Consider the following 18,679-nt stretch of genomic DNA (forward strand, 5'->3'; position numbering starts at 1 on the left):
AAGATTATGCTACATGATATAGGCATTTTGCTGTGGATTATTATAAAAATATTAATCATTGTCGTGCCCCTGCTGATCGCTGTCGCTTATCTTACCTATGCTGAGCGCAAGGTCATTGGCTACATTCAGGTACGGATCGGTCCTAACCGCGTGGGTTTTAAAGGGCTGTTACAGCCTTTTGCTGATTTGATTAAGTTAATCACGAAAGAAATCATTATCCCGACGAAATCGAACAAGTACCTGTTCATTATTGCACCATTATTTGCACTGGCACCTTCGTTGGTGGGCTGGGCTGTTATTCCTTTCTCGGAAGGCATGGTTTTAGCCGACATCAATGCCGGTGTGCTTTACCTGTTCGCCATGAGTTCCCTGGGGGTTTACGGTGTTCTCATCGCCGGCTGGGCATCGAATTCAAAATACGCCATGTTTGGTGCTTTACGAAGCACAGCACAGACAGTGTCTTATGAAATTGCCATGGGTTTTGCTCTGGTTGGCGTATTGTTAGCCGCTGGCAGCATGAATCTGACCGAAATAGTCCAATCTCAACGCGGAGGACTCTGGCACTGGTGGTTTTTGCCGTTATTGCCTTTGTTTGTAACCTGCTGGATTGCCGGTATTGCGGAAACCAATCGCGCGCCATTTGATTTGGCGGAAGGGGAGTCAGAGATTGTTGCGGGATTCCATGTCGAGTATTCGGGGATTGGATTTGCGCTGTTTTTCCTTTCCGAATATGCCAGCATGATTCTCATTTCCACCATGTTGTCCATTCTTTTTCTGGGAGGCTGGTTATCGCCTTTTGAAGGCATTCCCCTTCTTAACAGCATTTTCTTTGTCGTTCCCGGCTTTGTATGGCTGCTTTTAAAAATCTCTTTTTTCCTTTTTGTTTATTTGTGGATTCGCGCCACTTTCCCTCGCTATCGCTATGATCAGTTAATGCGCCTGGGTTGGAAAGTTTTAATCCCGGTGACCATAGTTTGGGTGATTGTTACCGCCTTGATGGTAATAACTCATCTGAAGCCATGGTTTTAACGAGCAATGAGCTAAGTAATGAAAAAATTATATCGATACATCAAACATTACATAAAGAGCTTCCTGTTGCTGGAGCTTTTCTCTGGATTGTCAGTGACGGGTAAATATTTCTTCAAAAAGAAATTTACCGTGCAGTTTCCCGAGGAAAGTACTCCCGTATCTCCCCGCTTCCGGGGCATGTTAGCCTTGCGCCGTTATCCAAATGGTGAAGAGCGCTGCATCGCCTGCAAATTATGCGAAGCCGTGTGTCCTGCGCTGGCGATTACCATCGAATCGGAAGTGCGCGAAGACGGCTCCCGTCGCACAACACGTTATGATATTGACAGCTTTAAATGCATTTATTGCGGTTTGTGTGAAGAATCCTGCCCGGTCGATTCCATTGTATTGACCCCTATCCAGCACTATCACTACACGGAGCGCGGGCAGAATATTTTAACCAAAGATAAACTGTTGGCTATCGGCAGCCTGATGGAAAAGAAACTGGCTGAAGATAGAGATGCTGATAAAGATTACCGCTAACGAGGTGCGACATGCATGAGTTGCTAATACAAACTGTATTTTATGTTTTTGCTGCGCTGGCAATTTTTTCAGCACTAATGGTGGTTACTCAAAATAACCCGGTACGCTGCGTGCTGTTTCTGGTGCTGACATTTTTTGCCAGTGCCGTACTCTGGATTCTGGTTGCCGCGGAGTTCCTTGCACTGATTCTTATTTTAGTCTATGTGGGAGCAGTAATGACCCTGTTCCTTTTCGTGGTTATGATGTTGAATATCGACGTTGAATCCATGAAATCCCATTTTGTACGTTACCTTCCCTTTGGCTTGATTATAGTGGCATTCCTGACTGGATTACTGCTCATTGCCTTGCCGGATAATATGTTTAAAGCAGCGGTTGAACAAACCCCAGTTACAACATCGGTAGTTGATGACTTTAACGAGTACGATGAAGTGGTTGCCCAACCTGCAAAGACGATTTCAAACACAGAAGCCATTGGCAGGGTTCTTTATACCGATTACGTATTCGCATTTGAGTTGGCGGCCGTGTTGTTGTTGGTCGCTATCATTGCAGCCATTACTTTGGCGCATCGAAACATTATCCGATCCAAGCGGCAAAGCATACTCAGCCAGATTATGACTGATCGCAACGATCGAATTGAACTGATTGCGATGAAGTCAGAAAAACAATCATAGGAATGACCATGATACCAGTAAACAATTACCTCATTCTGGCAGCCATTCTTTTCGGCTTAAGTATTGTTGGCATTATGCTTAACCGAAAGAATATCATCCTGTTGCTGGTGTGCATCGAACTGATGTTATTAGCCGTAAACACGAATTTTGTTGCTTTTTCTCACTATTATGGAAGCGTGACTGGGCATGTGTTCGTCTTTTTTATATTAACGGTTGCTGCCGCTGAAGCGGCCATTGGCCTAGCTATAGTGATGTTGCTCTATCGTAATCGGGGCAATATTGATGTTGATAAAATGAATCATTTAAAAGGTTAACAACGTGAGCATTCAACAACTATGTCTTATCATTGTCCTCGCACCGCTGCTCGGCTCGCTTGTCGCAGGCTTTTTCCGTAACCAGATTGGACGGGTTGGTGCGCATTCGGTCACTATAGCCGGTGTGGCGCTGTCATTTCTTCTGTCGCTCTATGTTGCAGTCGCGATTTTAAGCGGCGCTCACGAATCAGTGAATGTCAACCTCTACACCTGGGCAAGCGGTGGGATGTTTTTTCCCTATGAATTTCATATCGGCTTTTTAATCGATCCCCTGTCAGTGGTGATGCTGGTTATTGTGACGTTTGTCTCCTTACTGGTTCATATTTACAGTATTGGCTACATGGCTGATGATGACGGTTATCAACGATTCTTCAGCTACATATCCTTGTTTACCTTCATGATGCTCATGTTGGTTTCTGCCAATAACTTCCTGCAACTGTTTTTTGGTTGGGAAGGTGTAGGTCTTGTGTCCTATCTCCTGATCGGTTTTTGGTACAGTAAGGAGTCTGCCATTGAAGGGAGCCTTAAGGCGTTTTTAGTCAACCGGGTAGGGGATTTTGGTTTTGTCCTGGGCATTGGTCTCGTACTGGCATACACCGGAAGCCTGGATTATGACGTGGTATTCAAAAGCGCATCCAGTTTGAATACCCAAACCATTGAACTGTATTCTGGCCATCCTTGGTCGCTGGTCACTGTGATCTGCATCCTGTTGTACATTGGCGCCATGGGTAAATCCGCTCAGGTTCCCCTGCATGTCTGGTTACCCGAGTCGATGGAGGGTCCAACACCCATTTCAGCATTAATTCATGCCGCCACGATGGTGACTGCGGGTGTGTTCATGATTGGTCGGATTTCACCATTGATGGAATATTCCACAACAGCCCTGTCCCTGGTTCTTGTTATTGGCGCAACGGGTGCATTGTTCACTGGCCTCCTGGCGCTGGTGATGAATGACATCAAACGTGTGGTCGCTTACTCTACCTTGTCGCAGTTGGGTTACATGATGGTTGGCATGGGCGCTTCTGCCTACAGTGCCGGTATGTTCCATTTGTTGACGCATGCCTGCTTTAAAGCACTGTTATTCCTTGGCGCCGGTTCCGTGATTATTGGCATGCACCATGAACAGGATATGCGAAAAATGGGCGGCCTCTGGCGTAAAATGCCCATTACTTACGTCACCTACATTATCGGCAGCCTGGCGTTGTGTGCCATCCCGCCGTTTGCAGGATTTTATTCGAAGGATACCATCATTGAGGCAGCGAAAGTATCCACCATCCCAGGAAGCACTTATGCCTACTTCTGCGTCGCCCTCGGCGCCATGGTGACTGCCATTTACACGTTCCGATCCTTTTTTATGACTTTCCATGGCACACCGCGCATGGATAAGCACACCTTTGACCATGTGCATGAATCACCCGCCGTAGTCTGGTTGCCATTAGTGATTCTGGCCATACCCTCGGTGATTATTGGGTATATTCTGTTCATGCCTATGCTATACAATGTGCCGACTCTGCTGGGTAAGTCACTGTTTGTGCTGCCTGAACACAACGTGCTTGAAGAATTGTCCCGCGAAGTGCACTCCCCTTTACAGGCGGCATTGCATGCTCCGTTGTCACTGACGTTCTGGTTAACCCTGGTCGGAATCGCCATTGCCTGGGCAGGTTACATTGCCTTCCCTGCCATCCCGGCAAAACTAGCGAGTTCCTTCTCCTGGATTTACCGCCTGTTGCTTAATAAGTATGGCTTTGACACCTTTAATGACAAAGTGATTGTGGGCGGTTCTAAAGCGCTCGGTCGATTCTTTTACAATACCGGCGATCAACGCCTCATTGATGGACTGGTTGTGAACGGTGCAGGACGAACAGTGCGCTGGTTCGCTCAGAAGGGACGTGGTATTCAAAGCGGCTATTTATATCACTATGCAACGGTCATGGTGTTGGGTTTAATTGTTTTCTTATGCTGGTTGCTATTAGGCTGATTATAAGGTGAAGGTATGCATCATTTGCTCAATTTGTTGATCTGGTTACCCATTATTGGAGGCGTGTTTGTATTCCTGACCGGTGATGACAACAATCCCAATGTCTCACGTTATCTGGCATTGTTTACGATATTGCTGACGTTGCTCATCTGTATCCCGTTGGTGAACGGATTTGATGTGAACACGTACAGCATGCAATATCTGGAAGACATGGCCTGGATGCCGGCTTTAGGGATTAATTACAGTCTTGGTGTTGATGGCTTGTCGCTTCTGCTGATTGTGTTAAGCATTTTTACTAACCTGATTGTCGTGCTGGCCACCTGGACGAGTATCCACAAACGCGTTGGACAATACATGGCTGCCTTTTTGATTATGCAGGGCTTTTTGGTCGGGGTCTTTGCTGCCACGGACGCCATTGTCTTTTATATTTTCTGGGAAGCGACCTTAATTCCCATGTACCTGATTATTGGTATCTGGGGTTCGGACAATCGTGTTTATGCTGCCATTAAATTCTTCCTGTACACCTTTTTAGGCTCTGTGTTAATGCTGGCCTCCTTTCTTTACATGGGCTACATTGCTGGATCCTTTAAAATTGAAACGTTCTATGCTGTAAAACTGAGCATGACTGCCCAGACATTGATTTTTATAGCGTTTTTCCTGGGCTTCGCCATTAAAATACCGATGTTTCCCGTGCACACCTGGTTGCCTGATGCCCACACGGAAGCGCCGGCAGGCGGCTCCATCGTTCTTGCCGCCATTCTGCTTAAACTCGGCGCCTATGGTTTCATCCGTTTTGCATTACCCATTGTCCCCGATGCCTGTCGGTATTATGCCGATGTGATGATTGCGCTGTCGTTGATTGCGGTGGTCTATATTGGTTTGGTTGCCGTTATCCAACAGGACATGAAGCGCCTTATCGCTTATTCTTCCATTTCGCATATGGGTTTTGTTACCCTGGGTTGCTTTGCGATTTTCACCATTGCCGAAAGGTCTGGTTTACAAAATGCCGGTCTTGTTCTGGAGGGTGCTATCATTGTCATGATCTCCCATGCGTTTGTGTCAAGCGGAATGTTTGCTGGCGTGGGTTACATCTATGATCGCATGCACACGCGACAGGTCAGGGATTTTGGCGGGCTTGTCCATTCAATGCCTATTTTTGCTTCGTTCTTTATGTTGTTTGCCATGGCCAATGCCGGGTTACCTGGCACTTCCGGTTTTGTAGGCGAATTCATGGTCATTTTGGGCAGTATCAAGGCCGGTTTCTGGATTGCTTTCTGGGCCGCCACGACATTGATTGTGGGCGCAGCTTACACACTCTGGATGTATAAGCGGGTTATATTCGGACCCGTAAAAAACGACAAAATTGCAGCCCTTCACGATCTGTCCGGTTTTGAAATCAGTGCCTATGTGTTACTGGTTATCATGGTTGTGGCGATGGGAGTTTATCCCAAGCCCGTGCTTGAATATGTGCATCAAACAGTGAGCCATACATTAGCTCAGGCCGATAAATCGAAACTATAATTTACAAGGTTAAATGAACATGACGTCCTTGCTTGATAATATCCACGTAGCTTTACCGGAAATCATCCTGTTGATTACAGCGGTTTTGGCTCTGCTCAGCGACCTGTTTTTGCGTGATTACTGTAAAAACATTGCATTGACTTTGTCCATTATTGGATTGGTCCTCTGTACGGTTATCAGTGCCTTGTTACTCGGAAGTTACAAATCCATTATCTTTGGTGGTTTGTTTATCAGCGATGACAGTGCGCAGTTAATGAAAATCTTTATTTACCTGTGTGCCATTTTTTCGTTTATTTATTCGCGTCAATACGTCGATGAACGTCAGATGCCTGCCGGGGATTATTATGTTCTTGGTCTTTTTTCCACCTTGGGGATGATGGTATTAGTCTCGGCGCATTCGTTATTGACTATTTATCTTGGTTTGGAGTTGTTATCCCTGCCTTTGTACGCCATGACTGCTATCCGTAGAACCAACAGTGATGCAGCCGAAGCGGCGATGAAGTACTTTGTGATGGGTGCCATTGCTTCCGGGATGATGCTGTACGGATTGTCTTTAATTTATGGTGCTACCGGAAAATTGGATCTCCTGGATATCGCCAATGCGATCGCGGCCAATTGGCAGGAGCAGGACACACTGCTTTCCTTTGGGCTGGTTTTCATTATGGTCGGTGTGGGCTTTAAACTCGCCTCCATGCCTTTTCATATGTGGGCACCCGATGTCTATCAGGGAGCGCCTACCTCCGTCACACTGTTTTTAAGTGCCGCCCCTAAAATTGCTGCCATTGGCATGACCCTTCGTCTGCTGACTCTTGCCCTGGTTGATATTTCAGCCCAATGGCAACAGTTGTTGTTGATCATGGCGCTGTTGTCGACGGGATTTGGAAATCTGTTTGCCATCGCCCAAAGCAACATCAAACGACTGCTTGCCTATTCAGCCATTTCCCATGTTGGTTATGCGCTTTTCGGTATCCTTACCGCGACCGAAGCGGGCTATGCGGCGGGTCTTTATTATGTACTGGTTTATTCCATTATGACGGTGGGTGCCTTTGGCTTGATTGTCTTACTGTCTAACCATGGGCTGGAAGTAGAAAACGTCGATGATTTAAAAGGGTTGAATAAACGCAACCCCTGGATTGCCTTCCTGATGCTCATTGTCATGTTTTCCATGGCTGGTGTTCCTCCTACCGTTGGCTTTTTTACCAAGCTGTTAGTGCTGAAAGCCCTGGTGGATGTGCATTTAACCTGGGTTGCTGTCTTAGGTTTACTCTTTGCGGTTGTAGGCGCTTATTACTATGTCCGTATCGTCAAGGTCATGTACTTTGATGAAGCGAGAGACAGTGCACCTGTTCAGTTAAGCACGTCATCACAAATTTTTTATTCCATTAATTGTTTGTCACTCCTTTACCTGGGAATTTTCCCTTCTGGATTGATCAGTGCCTGCATTAATGCGTTTGCTTAATAACTTGCAAAAATTGCTTGCTATGCAGGGTAAGTGTGCGTATACTTGCCTCAGTTGATGCGGGGTGGAGCAGCCTGGTAGCTCGTCGGGCTCATAACCCGAAGGTCGTAGGTTCAAATCCTGCCCCCGCTACCACTATCTAAAAGACCCCATTATTGGGGTTTTTTGTTATGTATTACCCGGTAATCAGACACACCTGTCGGTTTGCAATCTTTATAGAGTGCGGGCAACTTTATATACCGTAAACTCCGATTATTGCTTAATGTTTCTCAAGCGACAGGTCATTGTCCTATGCGATTTTTTCGCTGCCGGAATAAAGTGCTGAGAGTGGAATATGATAAGAACAGATATTCAGGAACTATTGGAACCTTTGGTGAATAGCCTGGGCTATGAACTCTGGGGCTGTGAATATTTGTCACAGGGGCGGCATTCGTTATTGCGTATTTATATCGATAAAGAAGAAGGCATCGGGATTGGTGACTGTGAACGAGTCAGTAAGCAGATTAGCGCTTTACTGGATGTTGAAGATCCTATTTCCGGCAATTATAGTCTTGAAATATCATCACCCGGTATACCCAGGCCTCTGTTTTATAAAAAACATTACCATCGATACCTTGGGCATGATATACAGTTAAAGTTATATAAACCCGTAAATGGAAGCCGTAAACTGTCTGGCACGATTGCCGCAGTGGAGGAGGATACTCTGAAATTACTGGTCAACGAGACACCCGTAGACGTGCAATTATCCAATATTGTGAAAGCAAATTTGACAGGCGAGTGAGGCGAACAATGAGTAAAGAATTGTTATTTATTGCTGAGGCATTATCCAACGAAAAAGGCGTCAGCAAAGAAGTAGTATTGCAAGCAATCCAGGCAGCCCTGGAATCGGCCACCCGCAAACTGTCAGAAAAGGAAATGGGCATCCGCGTCAAACTGGATAACCGCACTGGCGAGTACGAAACATTCCGTTATTGGGACGTGGTTGAAGATGACGCCGTGGAATTCCCGGATCAGGAAATAGGAATTACCGAGGCCAGAACACGATCGCCTTCCATTCAGGTCGGTGAGCGAATTGAAGAGCCAATGCCCTCCATTGAATTCGGACGAATTGCGGCGCAAACTGCCCGTCAGGTCATTATGCAGAAAGTCCGAGAGGCAGAAAGACAACAAGTGGTTGATCAGTTCCAGTCCAAGCTGGGTCAATTGGTCTATGGTACAGTCAAAAAGGTCACTCGCGATAACATCATCATTGATTTAGGCGGCAAGGCTGAAGCATTCATGCCTCGACAGGAAATGCTGCCCAATGAAATGTTCAGACCCAATGATCGTGTACGGGCGTATTTATACGAAATTACCCCTCAGTCTCGTGGTCCGCAATTGTATGTCAGCCGTATACGCAATGAGATGTTGATTGAATTATTCCGCATTGAAGTGCCAGAGATTGGCGAAAACGTGATTGAAGTGAAAGCGGCTGCCCGTGAACCGGGTAATCGTGCCAAGATTGCTGTGAAGACCAATGACGGCCGTATTGACCCTGTGGGTGCCTGCGTCGGTATGCGCGGTGCGCGTGTTCAGGCTGTATCCAGTGAACTGGGTGGTGAGCGGGTCGATATCATCCTCTGGGATGACAACCCGGCCCAATTGGTTATTAATGCCATGGCGCCTGCTGACATCAGTTCAATTGTCGTCGATGAAGACAGCCACACCATGGATCTGGCGGTTCAGAAAGAACAGCTTTCTCAGGCTATCGGACGTAATGGTCAGAATGTGCGCCTGGCCAGTCAATTGACCGGTTGGACTTTGAACGTCATGACCGTTGAAGATTTTAACAATAAAAGCCAGGAAGAATCGCAAAAGACCATCAACTTATTCACCAGTGCGCTGGAGATTGATGAAGAAATCGCTTCCCTGCTGGTGGCGAATGGCTTTTCTTCACTGGAAGAAATCGCCTATGTTCCCAAAGAGGAACTCATGGCGATTGAGGAATTCGATGAAGAGATTGTTGAAGAGTTAAGGAACAGAGCGAATGATTGCCTTCTGACTCAAGCCTTGTCGTCCGGGCAGTCGGGGGATCAGCCGTCCGAATCATTATTAACGATGGAAGGCATGACTAACGATATCGCCGCCAAACTGGCCGCCAAAGGCATTACGACCATGGACGACCTGGCTGAGCAATCGGTTGATGAATTACTTGATATACCTGGAATGACTGAAAAGAAAGCGGGTGAATTGATCATGAAGGCCCGTGAACCCTGGTTTTCATAATTATCAATTGTTGTAATGAGTGACCCTTGCTTTTAATCAGACAGCGTTTGACTGCTGATTAAAACGTAAGTGGATAACAAGTATTGAACAATGGCAATTTGAATTGAAATTGCTAAAGGGGGGTAAAATATGGCGGATGTGACGGTTAAACAATTAGCTCAGGTCGTGGGAATCCCCGTTGAGCGTCTATTGAACCAGTTGCAGGAAGCGGGACTCTCTTTTAATAACGATGAACAGACCGTGAATGAAGAACAAAAGCGTGTCTTGCTAAATCATTTGAAAGGTAACGCCGGCAACGAGTCAAGAGCTGCACCTGAGCGAATTACGTTGAAGCGAAAAAGCCTGACCCAGGTCACGGTAGGGCATGATCTGCACAGCGGAAAAACCGTGAATGTGGAAGTTCGTAAAAAGCGAACCTACGTTAAGCGCAGTGCTTTGCTGGAACAACAGACTGACACCGAGCAGGATGCAGAACCCGTACTGACTGATGGTTCAGCCGAAACCCTGCCGTCTTTGGCGGAAGATGCAGCTCTACAGGCACTGGAATCCGATGTGGCTGTGGTTGATGAAACACAAGAGCCAGAGGCAATGAAACCCGTGGAACACTCATTGGATGAGTCTGAAAACATGGCGGCAGCTGCCACTGCGGAGGAAAACCTTTCTTCGCCAATGGAAACGACGCAGCCTAAAGAAATTATCGAAAGCAAAGAAGAACAGGAAAAACGCGAAGCTGCCAAAGAAGCGCGTGAAAGGGAAGAGAAACCCAAGAAGAAATATTCCAGTAAAGAAGACATTGAAGCGGAAGCTGACAAGACGGAGTTTAAAAAAGCCGCAGCTAATAAAAAGAAAACCAAATATTCAATCACTGAACGTGAAGACGAGGAAGGTTCACATGTCCGTCACAAGCGTCCAAAATCCAAACGGCGTAAACTGAATGAGAAATCGGACAAGTACCGTGAAGCGGAAGATGCCTTAACCCATGGCTTTGCCATGCCCACTGCACCCGTTGTCCGGGAAGTACTGATTCCTGAAACCATTACCGTTGGTGAATTGGCAAAACGCATGTCGGTTAAAGTGGCTGAAGTCATTAAAGTCATGATGGGCTTAGGCGCCATGGCAACCATTAACCAGGTTATCGATCAGGATACGGCCGTCATTGTGGTTGAAGAAATGGGCCATAAGGCACGTGCACTGAAGGAAGATGCGGTGGAGCAGACCCTGGGTGAAGTCATCAGCAAGGGAAGCCAATCGGAAAGCCGCGCCCCCGTGGTGACCATCATGGGGCATGTGGACCATGGTAAAACGTCTCTGCTCGACTACATCCGCCGCACTAAGGTGGCTGCAGGAGAAGCCGGTGGGATTACCCAGCACATTGGGGCCTACCACGTTAGTACACCGAAGGGTGATATCACGTTTCTGGATACGCCAGGCCATGCTGCCTTTACGGCCATGCGTGCCCGCGGTGCTCAGGCCACGGACATTGTCATCCTGATTGTTGCAGCGGACGATGGCGTTAAACCTCAGACAATAGAGGCTATTCAACATGCCAAGGCTGCAAAAGTGCCTATTATTGTGGCTGTTAATAAAATGGATAAGCACGATGCTGATCCCGAGAAAGTCATGAATGAATTATCGATTCATGAAGTCATCCCCGAAGCCTGGGGCGGCGACACCATGTTTGTTAATATTTCTGCTAAAACCGGTATGGGCATTGACGAACTACTGGATGCCGTACTGCTGCAATCGGAAGTGCTGGAGCTGGAAGCCTTTACGGATGGTGCCGCCAAAGGGGTTGTCATTGAATCACGTCTCGACAAAGGGCGCGGTCCCGTAGCGACGGTTCTGGTGCAAAGCGGAACGCTGCGCAAAGGGGATATTCTGCTGGCTGGTTTCCAGTATGGCCGTGTCAGGGCCTTGGTCAGTGATAACGGCACTCTGGTTGACAGTGCCGGACCTTCCATTCCAGTGGAAGTCTTAGGTCTGTCTGCCATTCCGCATGCCGGGGATGAAGCCGTTGTCGTGCCGGATGAGAAAAAGGCGCGAGAAGTGGCCTTGTTCCGTCAGGGCAAATTCCGTGATGTCAAACTGGCCAGACGTCAAAAATCGTCAATTGAAGGCATTTTTGAAAACATGACCACCACGGACGCCAAGGTACTGAATATCGTATTGAAAGCCGATGTCCAGGGTTCCCTGGAAGCCATTGCGGATGCCTTGGTTAAATTATCGACCGATGAAGTGAAGGTTGAAATCATTGCCAGTGGTGTGGGCGGTATCACCGAATCCGATGTGCATTTGGCCATTGCCTCCAATGCCATTCTTATTGGCTTTAACGTGCGTGCCGACGGCGCTGCCAAGCGATTGGCCGAACACGAACAGGTTTCCCTGCATTACTACAGCGTAATTTACGACATTGTGGATCAGGTTAAAGGCGCGTTAACCGGTATGTTGGCTCCTCAATTCAAGGAAGAAATCATTGGTATTGCCGAGGTACGGGATGTTTTCCGTTCGCCGAAGCTGGGTGCAATTGCCGGATGTATGGTGGTTGAAGGGATGATCAAACGCAACAATCCTATACGGGTTTTACGTAATAACGTTGTCATCTATGAGGGAACACTGGAATCCTTACGACGCTTTAAAGACGATGTGGTCGAAGTACGCCAGGGCTTTGAATGCGGTATCGGTGTGAAAAACTATAACGATGTCAAAGCAGGTGATTTGATTGAAGTATTTGAAACAATTGAGATCAAGCGGGCTTTATGAGTAATGACTTTAAACGAACGGATCGCGTAGCCGAAATGCTGCAGCGTAAATTATCGCAGATCATTCAACAGGAGATTAAAGATCCACGACTGCCCAGTTTTGTCACCATTTCCGGCGTCAAGGTTTCAGGTGATTTAAGCCACGCCAAGGTGTACTTTACGGTGTTGGGTGATGAGAACAAGCAGGCGGCAGTGATTTTGAATACAGCCGCCAGCTATTTGCGCACTGCCTTAGCCCGTACGATTAAATTGCGCACGGTTCCCCAGCTTCATTTTGTCTATGACGAATCCATTGAATACGGCCGGCGCTTAAGTAAGTTAATTGATGAAGTCAACCCTGACGATCAAGATGAGCAACGTGAGCCGTAAACAAGCCATTGACGGGATATTGCTGGTCAATAAACCCCAAGGTCTGTCATCCAATGCCGTACTGCAAAAGGTAAAGCGGCTTTATCATGCTGAAAAGGCGGGCCACACCGGCAGTCTGGACCCATTGGCTACCGGCATGCTTCCTGTCTGTTTTGGTGAGGCGACGAAATTCAGCCAATACGCGCTTGACGATGATAAAACCTACGAAGCGACGGGTTTGCTAGGAATTAAAACCACAACGGCCGATTCCATGGGTGAAATCCTAACTAAAGTGGACGCTGTTCATGTGACCCAGGAACGCCTTCAGGCTGTGATTCAGGAATTCATTGGCTTAAGCCACCAGACGCCATCCATGTTTTCTGCCTTAAAGCACAAGGGTACACCCTTATATAAGTACGCAAGAAACGGCATTGATATTGAACGTGCTTCACGCGCAATCACCATCAAGGAACTTCGCTTACTGGATTTTGACGGACAACAGTTTAAAATCAGGGTGAGTTGCAGCAAAGGAACGTACATTCGAAACCTGGTGGAAGACATTGGTGATAAATTAGGTACAGGCGCGCACGTGACGCAGTTGCATCGCCTGCACACAAACGGTTATTCCGAGTACCCCATGCACAGTCTGGAATCGCTGGAGGCAGCCAATCAAGAGCAATTGACAGCCTGCCTGCTGCCGATGGAAACCACGGTACGGCATTTTCCTACGCTCCAATTAACCGATGAGGAGTTGGCTAATCTGAGGCTTGGACGTGTCATTTCTCCGATGAATGCCACGGCGTACACAACTGAAATCCGTTTATATGACAGCAAGGGACAGTTTGCTGGTCTCGGTGCTTTTGATGAAGCCGGTGCTTTTAAGGTCAAGCGTTTACTCAGTGAGCAGGCCTTCCGCGCACGTGGGTGAGAATCTTGCACAATTATTAACTAAAGACTTGTGTCTTAAAGGCGCTCTTGATAGAATGCTCCCCTTTAAGAAGAACACTTAGCTTATTTCCAGGAGTGAACAATGTCGCTAACTAGCGCACAAACAGCAGAAATTGTGGATCAGAACAGACGAACTGAGAAAGATACTGGCTCTCCAGAGGTGCAGGTTTCTTTAATTACCAATCGTATTCAATACTTGACAGACCACTTTAAGGCCCATAAAAAAGATTTCCATTCACGCCGTGGTTTGCAGGAACTGGTTAACAAGCGACGCAAGCTGTTAAAATACTTAAAAAGAAAGGATCAAGCCCGTTATCAAACGCTGATCCAGAAGCTTGGTCTGCGGGATTCCTATTGATAGTGAGTTTTCCTATGTTAGGAGATACACGACTATCCAACTTAAGTTAAAGGCGCAGTTTTCTGCGCCTTTTTTTTGCTAAAACATCATGAGGTGACTACGTGTCAAAATTCACTAAAGAAGTGCAATTCGGGGAACACACCCTGATTTTGGAAACTGGCGAAATAGCCAGACAGGCGGATGGAGCTATTTTTGCCAGCATGGGCGGGACTCAGGTATTGGTGACTGTGGTCGGTAAGAAAGACGGCGCCGAAGACAATGGTTTTTTCCCCTTGACGGTTAATTACCAGGAAAAGACCTATGCCGCGGGCAAAATTCCAGGTGGCTTTAACAAGCGTGAAGGCCGTCCCAGTGAAAATGAAACCTTGACTTCGCGACTGATGGACAGGCCATTGCGTCCCCTGTTCCCTGAAGGATTCCGTAATGAAGTGCAAATCATTGCTACGGTGATGTCGTTAAATCCCGAAGTGCCTGCCGATATCGTGTCCATGATTGCAGCTTCCGCAGCATTGGCTATTTCAGGTATCCCCTTTATGGGACCTATCGGCGCTGCCCGTGTCGGTTACCAGGATGGCATTTATTTATTAAATCCCAGCTACAAAGCCACTCAGCAGTCCGATCTGGATTTGGTTGTTGCCGGAACAGAAGATGCGATTTTAATGGTCGAATCTGAAGCACGCGAGCTGACGGAAGAAGTAATGCTGGGCGCTGTGCTGTATGGCCATGAAATGATGAAAGGCGTTATTCGCGCGATTAAAGAAATGGCTAGCGAAGTGGGTAAACCAGCCTGGAACTGGACTGCGCCAGCAACAGACACCTCATTGATTGCCCGAATAGGTGAATTGGCAACCACTCGCTTTAACGAAGCGTACTTAATTAAAGACAAACAACAACGTCATCAGCGTCTCCAGGAAGCTCGTCAATTCGTGATTGATACGTTGGTCCAGGAACGTGATGATGTCAAAGTGGATGCTGTGGCTGAAATCATGGAATCCCTGGAAAAAACCATCGTACGTAATCGTATTCTCGATGGCGAACCCCGTATTGATGGACGTGATCAACGCACGGTCCGCCCCATTGCTATTCGTACCAAGTTTCTTGAGCGTACCCATGGTTCCGCCTTGTTTACCCGTGGTGAAACGCAGGCCATCGTTGCCGCCACTTTGGGTAACGAGCGCGATGCACAAACACTGGACGGTCTGTATGGTGAGACGAAGGATCGCTTCATGCTGCATTATAATTTCCCTCCCTATTCGGTCGGTGAAGTCGGTATGGTCGGCAGTCCCAAACGCCGTGAAATAGGCCATGGCCGCCTGGCAAAACGAAGTCTGATGGCTGTATTACCTACGGCTTCGGAGTTCCCTTATGTGCTTCGCGTTGTGTCCGATATTACTGAGTCCAACGGTTCCAGCTCCATGGCGACCGTCTGCGGAACAAGCCTTGCTCTGATGGATGCGGGAGTGCCGCTCAAAGCGCCTGTGGCGGGTGTGGCGATGGGCCTTATCAAGGATAACGATCGTTTTGCTGTGCTGACGGATATTCTGGGTGACGAAGATCATCTGGGTGACATGGACTTTAAAGTGGCCGGAACCGAAAAGGGCGTCACCGCACTGCAAATGGACATCAAAATTACCGGAATCACCAAAGAAATCATGGAACAGGCGCTGGAGCAGGCGCTGGCCGGACGAAAGCACATCCTGGGCGTGATGAATAATGCGTTGTCTGAACACCGTGGTGAACTGTCTCAACATGCACCACGCATCACTACCATGAAAGTGGCGGAAGACAAAATTCGCACCATCATTGGTAAAGGTGGCGCCACGATCAAAGGCTTGATTGAAAGCACCGGTGTTTCTATCGATATCGATGATAGCGGTGTCGTGCAACTCTTTTCTCCAGATGCCGAGGCGCTGGAAGAAGCACAACGCCAGATTAAAGCACTGATCGCAGAAATTGAAGTAGGGCAAACCTATAAAGGGAAGGTCAGCAAGATTGTTGATTTCGGTGCGTTCATTAATCTGCTGCCCGGTAAAGACGGCCTTCTGCACATTTCACAGATTTGCAGTGATCGTTCTCAGAAAGTAGAGTCGGTCTTAAGTGAAGGTCAGGAAATTGAAGTATTCGTGGCTGGCGTTGACAAGCAGGGACGTGTAAAACTGGAGTGGAAGGATAAACCGCAGACGGCAGAAAAAGCAGCGGATGCTCCGGTAACCACTGAAGAAACCGTTGATCTCTCCCATGACGAGATGGACGAGACGCAAATCAAATCCACCGAAGAAGAAGAATAACCCTCTCAAAGTGCCTGGCCTTCGTCAGGCACTCCTCCTCTTGTTTTTATATTAATCACCCTGACTAATGTGTTGGCGACTGCGGTTCTTTTCCTGTAATATGTGGCCAGAAATTACTACACTGCAGTGAATATGGGCGCATCCAGCATTTTAATTTACGGTAAAACAACCAAAGCCAAAACCCAATTCATTGAGCGGCTCGCTCAAATTAATTTGAAAAACATGGACATCCGTCCCGTATGTGTGACCTGCCGTGAGGAAGGCTCAGCGAATGAATATCTTTTCTGGATTCTGGATACATCGTATGAACCGTACTTGGCGCTTTATTGCAGGGACATGCCTGTCGTTCTTTATTTTATAGAACACTGGGATGAGACTCAGATCACCAGTGATATTGATGCATTGAAGAAAATCAATTCTTCCCTCCCCATTCTGATTGTTGACGCGATAGAAAACCAGGATGAGATTGCTGTCGCTTCATTCGCTGACTGTCCTGTTCTGCGGGTGGCTAATAGGGAGGACATGAACAGGGACGGCCTATTTCAGACGCTTAATCAGATGATCAAGGCAAAAAAGCGTTCCGAGCAAGAGCCTTATTTTTTATTCAAGAACCAATTAACGGCAATGGCCAGAGCCAAAGGGTGTGCCTTGCAGGGAAGCGTGCTTTACCATGCGCTTGAAAATCTCGAGCACGAATTAAAAAGCGTTCCCCCGGAAACAAGGGATGCCATTGCCCAATCAGCTGAAAAATTGATGTTGGCCTGGCAGAGGTTAGAAAACATGGAAAATAAAGACGCGATTACATCCACGTTTCTTCACGAATGCCAAGCCCATGTTTACGGTAAACATTACATGTTGGCCCAGGCCATTGTGACGGTAGCCATTATTGCTACACTGACCCTTGCCGCCGCGATCATTGGTTTTGGTGTTGGATTTGGTCTGGGGCTCTGGTCGGGCCCCGGTGCATTTTTCAGCGGCATTGTTGCCGGTGCAGCGGCGGCCAATGCGGTACTGGGTCTTTCAGCAATCGGCGGCGTTGCAGGCGGCATCGTGTCCTATGGTCTATTTAAATCCAATCCTGTCATGAAAGCCGCGAATGGTGTGACACAGGCCATGAAGCTCGCACCCGTTTACATGGATACTGACTTATAGCCATGACGAACAAGCACCATGGCTTAACGGATTAACTTTAAAAACTCGCTGCGCGTGTTGGAGTTGTTGCGCATGTCACCCAGCATCACCGAGGTGGTCATGATGGAGTTTTGCTTTTCGACCCCGCGCATCATCATACACAGGTGCTTGGCCTCAATGACCACACCGACTCCCCGTGCACCAGTGATGCTTTCAATGCAGGCGGCAATTTCCGTAGTCAGTCGTTCCTGAATTTGTAAACGCCGGGCAAAATAGTCAACAATGCGGGCTATTTTAGAAAGACCAAGCACTTTCCCGCTGGGTAAATAGCCCACATGGCATTTCCCGAGGAAGGGCAGCAGGTGATGCTCACACATCGAGTACAATTCGATTTCTTTCACAATCACCATCTCGCTCATGTCGGATTCGAACAGCGCATTATTGATGATGTCGTTTAAATCTTCCGCATAGCCTTTCGTCAGATAACGCATGGCATTGGCAGCACGCTCCGGTGTATCCCGCAACCCTTCACGTGAAGGGTCTTCGCCTATCTCTTCCAATATTTTTTTATACAATTCTTGCATTAATAAAACCCTAACCCGGCGGCCAGGTCATTTGCCGGCCACCCAGTACATGTAAGTGAATATGATAAACTTCCTGTCCGCCACCTGCATTCACATTAAAAACAAGGCGATATCCGACATCGCTTAAATGCTCATGATGTGCCATCTTTTTGGCAGTCAGAATCATGCGGCCAAGCAATTGCTCATCGTTACTGTCCGTGTCATTAATGGTTGCAATGTGTTTTTTAGGCAGCACCAGCAGGTGAGTAGGAGCCTGTGGTCTGATATCACGAATCACCATGACTTCCGGATCATCAAAAAGCACCGTGGCCGGAATCTCCCCTTTGATAATCCTGCAAAAGAGACAATCCATCATTGATCCTCAATTTATGAGCTAATCCTACATTATACCTTGAGTTATAGCGATTAAAAATAGTTGACTGTTGATTGATCGCTGAACATCTTATTTTGCCTTTTGGTGAGGTTTTGGCATAATACGCCGTCTTCATATCTTAATGGATAGTTAAA

At 47.4% G+C, this 18,679-nt stretch carries 16 protein-coding genes, 1 tRNA gene and 2 pseudogenes; 17 read left to right on the top strand and 2 right to left on the bottom strand.

From position 1 onward, the window contains the following. The first annotated feature begins 6 nt into the window (after positions 1-6). From nuoH to DYE45_RS01610, 17 genes and pseudogenes are all read left to right on the top strand, one after another. A complete protein-coding gene (gene nuoH, locus DYE45_RS01535) occupies positions 7-1,029 on the top strand; it encodes an NADH-quinone oxidoreductase subunit NuoH (protein ID WP_108293368.1) in 1,023 nt (340 codons plus the stop codon). An 18-nt stretch (positions 1,030-1,047) separates the two neighbouring features. Continuing rightward, on the top strand, positions 1,048-1,548 hold the full coding sequence (gene nuoI, locus DYE45_RS01540; protein ID WP_108293366.1) for an NADH-quinone oxidoreductase subunit NuoI: 501 nt from the start codon (positions 1,048-1,050) through the stop codon (positions 1,546-1,548). Between the two features lie 11 nt (positions 1,549-1,559). Beyond that, positions 1,560-2,219, top strand: a complete 660-nt coding sequence (locus DYE45_RS01545) for an NADH-quinone oxidoreductase subunit J (protein WP_108293364.1) — start codon at positions 1,560-1,562, stop codon at positions 2,217-2,219. 8 nt (positions 2,220-2,227) lie between these two features. Beyond that, positions 2,228-2,533, top strand: a complete 306-nt coding sequence (gene nuoK / locus DYE45_RS01550) for an NADH-quinone oxidoreductase subunit NuoK (protein WP_108293432.1) — start codon at positions 2,228-2,230, stop codon at positions 2,531-2,533. Between the two features lie 4 nt (positions 2,534-2,537). Further along, positions 2,538-4,511 (top strand): NADH-quinone oxidoreductase subunit L, encoded by a 1,974-nt coding sequence (gene nuoL / locus DYE45_RS01555; RefSeq protein ID WP_108293362.1) that lies wholly within the window; start codon positions 2,538-2,540, stop codon positions 4,509-4,511. A gap of 15 nt (positions 4,512-4,526) precedes the next feature. Beyond that, the gene (locus tag DYE45_RS01560; protein ID WP_108293360.1) at positions 4,527-6,032 is read left to right on the top strand and encodes a complex I subunit 4 family protein; all 1,506 of its coding nucleotides are present in this window, start codon (positions 4,527-4,529) and stop codon (positions 6,030-6,032) included. A gap of 19 nt (positions 6,033-6,051) precedes the next feature. Next, positions 6,052-7,491 (top strand): NADH-quinone oxidoreductase subunit NuoN, encoded by a 1,440-nt coding sequence (nuoN, locus tag DYE45_RS01565; RefSeq protein WP_108293358.1) that lies wholly within the window; start codon positions 6,052-6,054, stop codon positions 7,489-7,491. A 58-nt stretch (positions 7,492-7,549) separates the two neighbouring features. After that, positions 7,550-7,626 (top strand) — tRNA-Met (locus DYE45_RS01570). A gap of 199 nt (positions 7,627-7,825) precedes the next feature. After that, on the top strand, positions 7,826-8,272 hold the full coding sequence (gene rimP, locus DYE45_RS01575; protein WP_108293356.1) for a ribosome maturation factor RimP: 447 nt from the start codon (positions 7,826-7,828) through the stop codon (positions 8,270-8,272). An 8-nt stretch (positions 8,273-8,280) separates the two neighbouring features. Next, the gene (gene nusA, locus DYE45_RS01580) at positions 8,281-9,756 is read left to right on the top strand and encodes a transcription termination factor NusA (RefSeq protein WP_108293354.1); all 1,476 of its coding nucleotides are present in this window, start codon (positions 8,281-8,283) and stop codon (positions 9,754-9,756) included. Between the two features lie 129 nt (positions 9,757-9,885). Further along, positions 9,886-10,204, top strand: a pseudogene (locus DYE45_RS14990) (translation initiation factor IF-2 associated domain-containing protein); the annotation flags it as partial. Positions 10,205-10,563: 359 nt separating this feature from the next. Continuing rightward, positions 10,564-12,516: pseudogene (gene infB, locus DYE45_RS01585) on the top strand (translation initiation factor IF-2); the annotation flags it as partial. Then, a complete protein-coding gene (rbfA, locus tag DYE45_RS01590; protein ID WP_108293350.1) occupies positions 12,513-12,884 on the top strand; it encodes a 30S ribosome-binding factor RbfA in 372 nt (123 codons plus the stop codon). The pseudogene infB and the gene rbfA, both read left to right, overlap by 4 nt. Beyond that, positions 12,865-13,791: a tRNA pseudouridine(55) synthase TruB gene (truB, locus tag DYE45_RS01595; protein WP_115300300.1), complete on the top strand. Its 927-nt coding sequence runs from the start codon at positions 12,865-12,867 to the stop codon at positions 13,789-13,791. Before rbfA ends, truB begins: the two co-directional genes overlap by 20 nt. 102 nt (positions 13,792-13,893) lie before the next feature. Beyond that, on the top strand, positions 13,894-14,169 hold the full coding sequence (gene rpsO, locus DYE45_RS01600) for a 30S ribosomal protein S15 (RefSeq protein WP_108293346.1): 276 nt from the start codon (positions 13,894-13,896) through the stop codon (positions 14,167-14,169). A gap of 101 nt (positions 14,170-14,270) precedes the next feature. After that, a complete protein-coding gene (gene pnp / locus DYE45_RS01605) occupies positions 14,271-16,457 on the top strand; it encodes a polyribonucleotide nucleotidyltransferase (protein WP_108293344.1) in 2,187 nt (728 codons plus the stop codon). A gap of 132 nt (positions 16,458-16,589) precedes the next feature. Beyond that, positions 16,590-17,609: a hypothetical protein gene (locus DYE45_RS01610; RefSeq protein ID WP_115300301.1), complete on the top strand. Its 1,020-nt coding sequence runs from the start codon at positions 16,590-16,592 to the stop codon at positions 17,607-17,609. 23 nt (positions 17,610-17,632) lie between these two features. Here the strand turns inward: DYE45_RS01610 and folE are convergent, their stop codons facing one another. Both folE and DYE45_RS01620 read right to left on the bottom strand, forming a co-directional pair. Further along, a complete protein-coding gene (folE, locus tag DYE45_RS01615) occupies positions 17,633-18,172 on the bottom strand; it encodes a GTP cyclohydrolase I FolE (protein WP_108293340.1) in 540 nt (179 codons plus the stop codon). A 10-nt stretch (positions 18,173-18,182) separates the two neighbouring features. Next, on the bottom strand, positions 18,183-18,524 hold the full coding sequence (locus tag DYE45_RS01620) for a histidine triad nucleotide-binding protein (protein ID WP_108293338.1): 342 nt from the start codon (positions 18,522-18,524) through the stop codon (positions 18,183-18,185). Positions 18,525-18,679: the final 155 nt, after the last annotated feature.

The sequence above is a fragment of the Legionella taurinensis genome (assembly GCF_900452865.1).
Classification (GTDB): domain Bacteria; phylum Pseudomonadota; class Gammaproteobacteria; order Legionellales; family Legionellaceae; genus Legionella_C; species Legionella_C taurinensis.

What these genes read in the sequence shown, in the direction of transcription:
- rpsO (WP_108293346.1), top strand. Translation starts at nt 13,894, where the DNA reads ATGTCGCTAACTAGCGCACAAACAGCAGAAATTGTGGATCAGAACAGA.
- folE (WP_108293340.1), bottom strand. Translation starts at nt 18,172, where the DNA reads ATGCAAGAATTGTATAAAAAAATATTGGAAGAGATAGGCGAAGACCCT.
- nuoK (WP_108293432.1), top strand. Translation starts at nt 2,228, where the DNA reads ATGATACCAGTAAACAATTACCTCATTCTGGCAGCCATTCTTTTCGGC.
- DYE45_RS01620 (WP_108293338.1), bottom strand. Translation starts at nt 18,524, where the DNA reads ATGGATTGTCTCTTTTGCAGGATTATCAAAGGGGAGATTCCGGCCACG.
- nuoH (WP_108293368.1), top strand. Translation starts at nt 7, where the DNA reads ATGCTACATGATATAGGCATTTTGCTGTGGATTATTATAAAAATATTA.
- DYE45_RS01610 (WP_115300301.1), top strand. Translation starts at nt 16,590, where the DNA reads ATGGGCGCATCCAGCATTTTAATTTACGGTAAAACAACCAAAGCCAAA.
- nuoN (WP_108293358.1), top strand. Translation starts at nt 6,052, where the DNA reads ATGACGTCCTTGCTTGATAATATCCACGTAGCTTTACCGGAAATCATC.
- rimP (WP_108293356.1), top strand. Translation starts at nt 7,826, where the DNA reads ATGATAAGAACAGATATTCAGGAACTATTGGAACCTTTGGTGAATAGC.
- DYE45_RS01545 (WP_108293364.1), top strand. Translation starts at nt 1,560, where the DNA reads ATGCATGAGTTGCTAATACAAACTGTATTTTATGTTTTTGCTGCGCTG.
- truB (WP_115300300.1), top strand. Translation starts at nt 12,865, where the DNA reads ATGAGCAACGTGAGCCGTAAACAAGCCATTGACGGGATATTGCTGGTC.
- nusA (WP_108293354.1), top strand. Translation starts at nt 8,281, where the DNA reads ATGAGTAAAGAATTGTTATTTATTGCTGAGGCATTATCCAACGAAAAA.
- DYE45_RS01560 (WP_108293360.1), top strand. Translation starts at nt 4,527, where the DNA reads ATGCATCATTTGCTCAATTTGTTGATCTGGTTACCCATTATTGGAGGC.
- nuoI (WP_108293366.1), top strand. Translation starts at nt 1,048, where the DNA reads ATGAAAAAATTATATCGATACATCAAACATTACATAAAGAGCTTCCTG.
- rbfA (WP_108293350.1), top strand. Translation starts at nt 12,513, where the DNA reads ATGAGTAATGACTTTAAACGAACGGATCGCGTAGCCGAAATGCTGCAG.